This is a genomic window from Streptomyces colonosanans (genome assembly GCF_001866645.1).
GTDB classification, from domain to species: domain Bacteria; phylum Actinomycetota; class Actinomycetes; order Streptomycetales; family Streptomycetaceae; genus Streptomyces; species Streptomyces colonosanans.
On sequence record NZ_MLYP01000128.1, the window covers coordinates 1 to 7,319 of the forward strand.

The 7,319-nt window shown below is 68.7% G+C and carries 8 protein-coding genes and 1 pseudogene; all 9 read left to right on the forward strand.

From position 1 onward, the window contains the following. Window positions 1–1,282, forward strand: a pseudogene (locus BIV24_RS30515) (mannose-1-phosphate guanyltransferase); the annotation flags it as partial. 107 nt (window positions 1,283–1,389) lie between these two features. Next, window positions 1,390–2,286, forward strand: a complete 897-nt coding sequence (locus BIV24_RS30520; RefSeq protein WP_245767016.1) for a DUF881 domain-containing protein — start codon at window positions 1,390–1,392, stop codon at window positions 2,284–2,286. Continuing rightward, the gene (locus BIV24_RS30525) at window positions 2,283–2,615 is read left to right on the forward strand and encodes a small basic family protein (protein ID WP_003988855.1); all 333 of its coding nucleotides are present in this window, start codon (window positions 2,283–2,285) and stop codon (window positions 2,613–2,615) included. The genes BIV24_RS30520 and BIV24_RS30525 overlap by 4 nt, the downstream gene beginning before the upstream one ends. 5 nt (window positions 2,616–2,620) lie before the next feature. Further along, complete coding sequence (locus tag BIV24_RS30530; RefSeq protein ID WP_071369711.1) at window positions 2,621–3,484, forward strand: DUF881 domain-containing protein; 864 nt, start codon at window positions 2,621–2,623, stop codon at window positions 3,482–3,484. Between the two features lie 130 nt (window positions 3,485–3,614). Further along, window positions 3,615–4,415: a double zinc ribbon and FHA domain-containing protein gene (locus BIV24_RS30535; protein ID WP_079168663.1), complete on the forward strand. Its 801-nt coding sequence runs from the start codon at window positions 3,615–3,617 to the stop codon at window positions 4,413–4,415. A gap of 18 nt (window positions 4,416–4,433) precedes the next feature. Further along, window positions 4,434–5,192, forward strand: a complete 759-nt coding sequence (gene ftsR / locus BIV24_RS30540) for a transcriptional regulator FtsR (RefSeq protein WP_071369713.1) — start codon at window positions 4,434–4,436, stop codon at window positions 5,190–5,192. An 84-nt stretch (window positions 5,193–5,276) separates the two neighbouring features. Beyond that, complete coding sequence (locus tag BIV24_RS30545) at window positions 5,277–5,750, forward strand: bifunctional nuclease family protein (RefSeq protein WP_004002801.1); 474 nt, start codon at window positions 5,277–5,279, stop codon at window positions 5,748–5,750. Between the two features lie 458 nt (window positions 5,751–6,208). Continuing rightward, window positions 6,209–6,883, forward strand: a complete 675-nt coding sequence (locus tag BIV24_RS30550) for a MerR family transcriptional regulator (RefSeq protein ID WP_107459817.1) — start codon at window positions 6,209–6,211, stop codon at window positions 6,881–6,883. 55 nt (window positions 6,884–6,938) lie between these two features. After that, a partial coding sequence (locus BIV24_RS30555) for a Y-family DNA polymerase (protein ID WP_483883277.1) occupies window positions 6,939–7,319 on the forward strand: 381 nt, incomplete at its 3' end.

The window sequence follows — 7,319 nt, forward strand, 5'->3', positions numbered from 1 at the left end:
GCTGGCCGGCGCGTACGCCACCACGCTCAAGAAGGGGTCCACAGTCACCACCGCACGTGACCACTCCCGGGGCGCGCGTGCGCTGAAGCGTGCGGTCATCTCGGCGCTCCAGGCCAGCGCCATCGACGTACGCGACCTGGAGAACGTACCGCTGCCCGTCGCCCGGCAACAGACCGCGCGGGGCAGCGCCGGCGGGATCATGATCCGAACGTCGCCGGGCGTACCGGACTCCGTCGACATCATGTTCTTCGACGGGCAGGGCGCCGATCTGTCGCAGGCCGGCCAGCGGAAACTGGACCGGATGTTCGCGCGGCAGGAGTACCGGCGGGCGTTCCCCGGCGAGATAGGGGACCTGTACTTCCCGTCCAGCGTCTTCGACTCGTACACCGGGTCCCTGCTGCGCAGCGTCGACACCTCGGGGATCGCCGACTCGGGGCTCAAGGTCGTCGTGGACGCCTCCAACGGCAGCGCCGGGCTCGTCCTGCCCAGCCTGCTCGGCAAGCTCGGTGTGGACTCGCTGACGATCAACCCCGGTCTCGACGAGTCCAGGCCCACGGAGACCGCCGAGGCGCGGCGGTCGGGGCTCGTACGGCTCGGTGAAATCGTCGCCTCGTCACGGGCCGCGTTCGGTGTGCGGTTCGACCCCGTCGGAGAGCGGCTGTCGCTCGTCGACGAGAAAGGGCGGATCGTCGAGGACGACCGGGCGCTGCTGGTGATGCTCGACCTGGTGGCCGCGGAGCGGCGCAGTGGGAAGGTCGCGCTGCCGGTGACGACGACGAGGGTCGCCGAGCAGGTGGCGGCCTACCACGGGACGCAGGTCGAGTGGACGACCACCTCGCCCGACGACCTCACGCGCGTGGGCCGGGAGGAGCTGACCATCTTCGGCGGCGACGGGCGCGGTGGGTTCATCGTGCCGGAGTTCAGCAGCGTCTTCGACGGCACGGCCGCATTCGTACGTCTCATCGGGCTGGTGGCGCGGACGCAACTCACCCTCAGCCAGATCGACGCACGGATTCCGCGGGCGCACGTCCTCAAGCGCGATCTCGCGACTCCATGGGCCGTCAAGGGACTTGTGATGCGCCGGGTCGTCGAGGCGGCCGGAGACCGCTTCGTCGACACGACGGACGGCGTGAGGGTCGTGGAGAGCGACGGGCGATGGGCGCTGGTACTGCCCGACCCTGCCGAGGCGGTCACACATCTGTGGGCCGAAGGGCCCGATGACTCCTCCGCGCAGGACCTGCTCGACGAGTGGTCCGCGGTCGTGGACAGCGCCGGCCGGTAAAACCCGCAGTACGCGCGAGTGCCGGACGAGTCTTCCCAAAGGGGCCTGTCCGGCACGCCGGTAGGGCCATTCGGAGGTATCGTTCGCGACGTGCGACGATGTGCGGCATGCCGCAGCCGCGCCCCATTCGGAGCACACCCGCGCGTGTCTCGCGCCCGGACGCGTCCATGTCGTTGCTCACCAACGTCATGGATCACAGCCTCGACGACGGGTACGCCGAGGCCGCCGCCCGGAAGCAGTCCGAGGGCACCAGCGGCATGCCCAGGACGGTGCGGGCCAAGCTCAGTCTCGCGGCCGGACTCGTACTCGCCGCCGTCGTGGTGACCGTGGGCGCCGCGCAGGCACGCGTGGCCGCCCCGACGATCGCAAAGGAGCGTCAGGAACTCATCGACCGCATCCAGCGCGAGACCGCGGTCGCGGACAAGCTCGAAAGCACCGTCGGCACGTTGCGTGGCGACGTGAGCGCACGGCAGCGGGAGGCCCTGAAGAAGGACGGGGGCGCCGGCCGGGCCGACCTCGTGGGGATGCTGTCGGGCGCCGTCGCGGTGCACGGCCCAGGCGTGAAGCTCGTCGTGAACGACTCCAAGGACGCCACCACAGGCGGTAACGGCAATCCGCGGGAGACCTCAGGCTTCTCCGACACCGGACGCGTCCGAGATCGCGACATGCAGCGCGTCGTCAACGGGCTGTGGGAGTCGGGCGCCGAGGCGGTCGCGATCAACGGGCAGCGGCTGACGGCCCTGTCGGCGATCAGGGCCGCGGGTGACGCGATACTGGTCGACAACAGGCCGCTGGTGCCGCCCTACACGGTGTTCGCGGTGGGGGACGGGGAACGGCTCAGCACCAGGTTCCAAGACAGCGCCGACGGGCTCTACCTGCATGCGCTGCAGGAGAACTACGGGATCCGGACCAGCATCTCCACCGAGGGCGACGTCCGGCTGCCGGCCGCACCGAGTGTCATCGTACGTACAGCACAACCGAGCACAGAGAAGGGCACATCGTGATCGCCGTACTGGGCCTCGTCGTGGGAGTCGTGGCCGGCCTGTTGGTCCGGCCCGAGGTTCCGGCGGTCGTCGAGCCTTACCTTCCGATCGCCGTCGTGGCGGCGCTCGACGCCGTGTTCGGCGGGCTGCGAGCCATGCTCGACGGCATCTTCGACGACAAGGTCTTCGTGGTGTCGTTCCTGTCGAACGTGGTCGTGGCCGCGCTGATCGTCTTCCTGGGCGACAAGTTGGGCGTCGGCGCGCAACTGTCCACTGGTGTCGTGGTCGTCCTCGGTATTCGCATCTTCTCCAACGCGGCGGCGATCCGCCGACACGTGTTCCGGGCGTGAGGCTGATGAACAACGCGGACGAGACGCCCGAGCAGCAGCCGTGGACCGGCGAACACCGGCTGCGCAGAGAGCTGCCGCAGGAGGTTCCGGCAGCGGCCTCTGGGGCATTCCGGACTCCGGAGACCGGCAAGGGATCCGAGCCCGTGCTGACCGGCCGTCAGCGTCTGGTAATGGGGCTGTGGCCGCCGCGCGTCACACGTGCCCAACTCATCGTCGCGCTCCTGCTGTTCGGCCTCGGCTTCGGCCTGGCCGTGCAGGTCGCCTCCAACAGCGACGGCAGCAGCGCCCTGCGTGGCGCACGCCAGGAAGATCTTGTGCGCATCCTCGATGAACTGGACGGCCGCACGCAGCGTCTTCAGGATGAGAAGCAGGGTCTCGAAGATCAGCGGGCCGAGTTGGAGAACAGCTCGGACCGGGCCGAGGAGGCCCGCAAGCAGACCGCCGAGAAGGAGAGGCAACTCGGCATCCTTGCGGGCACGGTGGCCGCACAGGGACCCGGCATCACGATGACCATCGAGGACACGAAGGGGACGGTCCAGGCGAACATGCTGCTCGACGCGATCCAGGAACTGCGCGCGGCCGGTGCGGAGGCGATCCAGGTGAACGGTGTGCGCGTGGTCGCCGGCACCTATCTGTCGGACTCCGAGAAGAGTGTGAGCGTCGACGGGAACAAGATCACCCAGCCCTATCGTTTCAAGGTCATCGGCAAGCCGCGGGACCTGGATCCGGCGCTCAACATCCCCGGAGGCGTGGTGCAGACTCTTGCAAAGGAGCAGGCCACGGTTACTGTGGAGCGTTCGACGAAGATCGTCGTTAACGCCTTGCGAGCGGCGAAGCAGCCTGACTACGCTCGGTCGTCCTCCCGGTGAACCGCGGGTGCATGGACGCCGTCCGACGGGGGCATGAGGTTGCGGGGGGTCGGCGCATCGAACGGGTGGTGCGTGGTGGAAACTGTCTGGTGGATACGGACGTTGTGAGGATGTCCGGGTCGGCCGGTGTATGGAATCAGGGTTCGTCCTGCCCCACGGGCGGGTCTGTTTCGGTCAAGGGGAATCGCCCGTGAAGTTGTTTGCGAAGTTGTTCGGCAAGAGCGCACGAGAGGGCAGGGACGCAACTGCCCGCCATCGCGCACAGCCGGGACACGCGGAGGGCCAGCGTCCGCTGTTCCGGGACCAGGTCACTGGTCCGGGTGGTGACATTTCGGGAGGTCAGGGCGCGCCGTCTGTTGACCCTGCCGCGTCCGGCCGCATAGGTTTCGGGGACATGTCGGCTCTGGTGTGTTCGAGGTGCGGTCACCGCAACGCGGAAAACAGCCGCTTCTGCTCCAACTGCGGCGCGCCGCTTCGGGCGGGTGTGGTTCCGGAGCGTGCGTCGGAGACGACGTCCACGATCTCCATCTCCGGCCTGGAGGCCTACGACGCGGAGGCCACCGGCCAGACGCCGATGCCGACGCTCTCCGCGGAGGCACAGGCGGCGGTCGACGCGCTGCCACTCGGCTCGGCACTGCTGGTGGTGCGTCGCGGTCCCAACTCGGGCAGTCGTTTCCTGCTGGACAGCGACCTGACCACGGCGGGGCGCCATCCGCAGAGCGACATCTTCCTGGACGATGTGACCGTGTCGCGTCGGCACGTGGAGTTCCGCCGCGGTCCGGACGGCACGTTCACGGTCGCCGACGTCGGCAGCCTCAACGGCACGTACGTCAACCGTGAGCGCATCGACGAGGTCGCCCTCAACAACGGCGACGAGGTGCAGATCGGCAAGTACAGGCTGGTCTTCTACGCGAGCCAGCGGGGTATCTGACCCGCCAGGGAAGGGTCCATGCGTCACACACCGAGCGGCGGTGCCGACAGTGGCACCGCCGCCGCGGACAGCCAGCTGATGAGCATCGGCACGGTGCTGAACGTGCTGCGTGAGGAGTTCCCCGAAGTCACCATCTCCAAGATCCGCTTCCTGGAGTCCGAGGGGCTCATCGAGCCGCAACGCACCCCCTCGGGGTACCGCAAGTTCGGCGCCCGTGACGTCGAGCGCCTCGGCCGGGTGCTGAGAATGCAGCGGGACCACTATCTGCCGTTGAAGGTCATCCGTGAGTACCTTGACGCCCTGGAGCGAGGTGAGGAGGTGTGGCCGCCTTCCCTGGGTCGTCAGCAGCGTGACGTGGGCGGCACGGAAGCGCTCGGCGGTCTTCTGAGCGATCCCGAGGCCCCCACGGTCGCGCGGATCGACCGCGACCAGCTGCTCGGCGCCGTCGAGATCGGCGAGGAGCAGCTCAAGGAATGGGAGTCCTACGGGCTCGTCGTACCGCTGCCGGACGGGACGTACGACGCCGAGGCGGTCACTGTGGCCACCCTGGTGGCCGAACTGGGCCGTCACGGGATCGAGCCGCGCCATCTGCGGGTGATGAAGGCCGCCGCGGACCGCGAGGCAGGCCTGGTGGACCAGATCGTGGCCCCGCTGCGGCGCCACCGCAATCCACAGACCAGGGCGCACGCCGAGGCCCGGACGCAAGAGCTGGCGGGGCTCGCGGTGAAGCTGCACGCCGCGCTGGTGCGGTCCGCACTGGGCGTGCGACAGCCCTGAACCACCGCGTTTGCCGTCGGCGCATCATCCAGCCGTTTCGTGCCCGACTACCCAAACATCCCGGGCACGGCCTAGGGTTGCTGTGTGAACGAGCTCGATGTCGTAGGTGTCCGGGTCGAGATGCCCTCCAACCAACCGATCGTGCTCCTGCGAGAAGTGGGAGGCGACCGTTACCTCCCCATCTGGATCGGCCCCGGGGAGGCGACGGCGATCGCCTTCGCCCAGCAGGGCATGGCCCCCGCGCGACCGCTGACCCACGACCTGTTCAAGGACGTGCTGGAGGCAGTCGGTCAGGAGCTCACGGAAGTGCGCATCACGGATCTGCGTGAAGGCGTCTTCTACGCGGAGCTGGTCTTCGCCAGCGGTGTCGAGGTGAGCGCCCGTCCGTCAGATGCCATAGCGCTGGCGCTGCGCACCGGTACACCGATCTACGGCAGTGACGGGGTGCTCGACGACGCGGGTATCGCGATCCCGGACGAGCAGGAGGACGAGGTCGAGAAGTTCCGCGAGTTCCTCGACCAGATCTCGCCGGAGGACTTCGGTACGAGCAGCCAGTGATGGTGCCCGGCGGGGTGTCCGGCCGACAGGATGTGGTGCTCCGGAATCTGGTCCGCCCAGTGCGTGCGGGAGTCCGGGGCTGAGCGGTGGGCCTCACCGGGTGAGCGTTGCGGCGCGAGTGCGGATCGATGCGCTGTGTCGGGGACGCGTATGGTCATTCAGCCGGCACAGGGGGTCCGCAGCGCGCGAACACCCGATTGAGCAGCTGTTTTCGTCGAACCGGGGCTCCCGGCAGACGGCACCGGAGAGCGGATGGCTTCGGGCGAGGTGTTACATGTCGGTGACCAGGGCGACATCCCCCGGCTCATCGCTCAAGCATTCGGCTAGCCTTTCCCCGCGGGAGGGCACGGGAAACCACTCCTAGGGTGATTATCACTCGGCGTGCCGAGTGTGGCGATCGTTGACGCACCCCTGGTGACTGCCTACCGTCGAGAAGGCAGTCGAGGACGGAGGTCGGCGTGAGAAGCAGCGGCGGCGATAGGGCTGGGGGTGCCCCCGGACGCAGACTGGGGGAGCACGGCCCGTACCCTCCCTCGAGTTCTCGGCTTCGCTCGAGCAGCGAATATCCCGGCCACGGCGACGTGACCGGCTCCGCCCCTCAGCGGCCGACGGCCGTGCCGGGCGAAGGAGAGGCGGCTTCCGAGCACATCGGATATCGCGGTCCCACGGCGTGCGCCGCCGCGGGCATCACCTACCGGCAGTTGGACTACTGGGCCAGGACAGGTCTCGTCGAGCCGAGCGTACGCCCCGCCTACGGGTCCGGGACACAGCGGCTGTACAGCTTCCGGGACGTCGTCGTCCTGAAGATCGTCAAGCGGTTCCTCGACACCGGCGTGTCCCTGCAGAACATCCGTAGCGCCGTCCAGCACCTCAGGCAGCGCGGCTTCCGCGACCTGGAGCTGATGACGCTGATGAGCGACGGCGCGACGGTCTACGAGTGCACGTCCCCGGACGAGGTGCACGCGCTGCTCCAGGGCGGGCAGGGCATCTTCGGCATCGCCGTGGGCGTCGTGTGGCAGGACGTGGAGAGCGCACTTTCGCAACTGCACGGGGAGCGCGTCGACACGGGCGAGGCCATCGTCGGCCACAACACCACAGACGAACTGGCGCGACGGCGCAACCGGGCCGTCTGAGCGCGCCGTACGTCTGCCCGCCGCATTGTCAGTGGCGTAGGGCAGCATCGGACATGTGAGAACCGCGCCGACGATCCTGCATCTCGACATGGATGCCTTCTACGCCTCGGCGGAGCAGGCATCCAAGCCGAGCCTGCGCGGGAAGGCCGTCGTCGTGGGCGGGCTCGGGCCGCGCGGAGTGGTGGCCACGGCCTCGTACGAGGCGCGGGTCTTCGGGGTGCACTCCGCCATGCCCATGGCCCAGGCGCGTCGGCTCGCGCCGAACGCCGCGTATCTGGTGCCGCGCTTCGACTTCTACCGGAAGATCAGCGAGCAGGTGATGGGGCTGCTGCGAGCCCTGTCGCCGCTGGTGGAACCGCTGAGTCTGGATGAGGCGTTCGTGGACCTGGAGGCCGGGGGAGCGGCCCGTGACGAGGAGTCCGCGCGGCTGGTGGGG

Excerpts from the sequence above, each read along its gene's own strand:
- BIV24_RS30535 (WP_079168663.1), top strand. The coding sequence starts at position 3,615 with ATGGAATCAGGGTTCGTCCTGCCCCACGGGCGGGTCTGTTTCGGTCAA.
- ftsR (WP_071369713.1), top strand. The coding sequence starts at position 4,434 with ATGCGTCACACACCGAGCGGCGGTGCCGACAGTGGCACCGCCGCCGCG.
- BIV24_RS30530 (WP_071369711.1), top strand. The coding sequence starts at position 2,621 with ATGAACAACGCGGACGAGACGCCCGAGCAGCAGCCGTGGACCGGCGAA.
- BIV24_RS30520 (WP_245767016.1), top strand. The coding sequence starts at position 1,390 with ATGCCGCAGCCGCGCCCCATTCGGAGCACACCCGCGCGTGTCTCGCGC.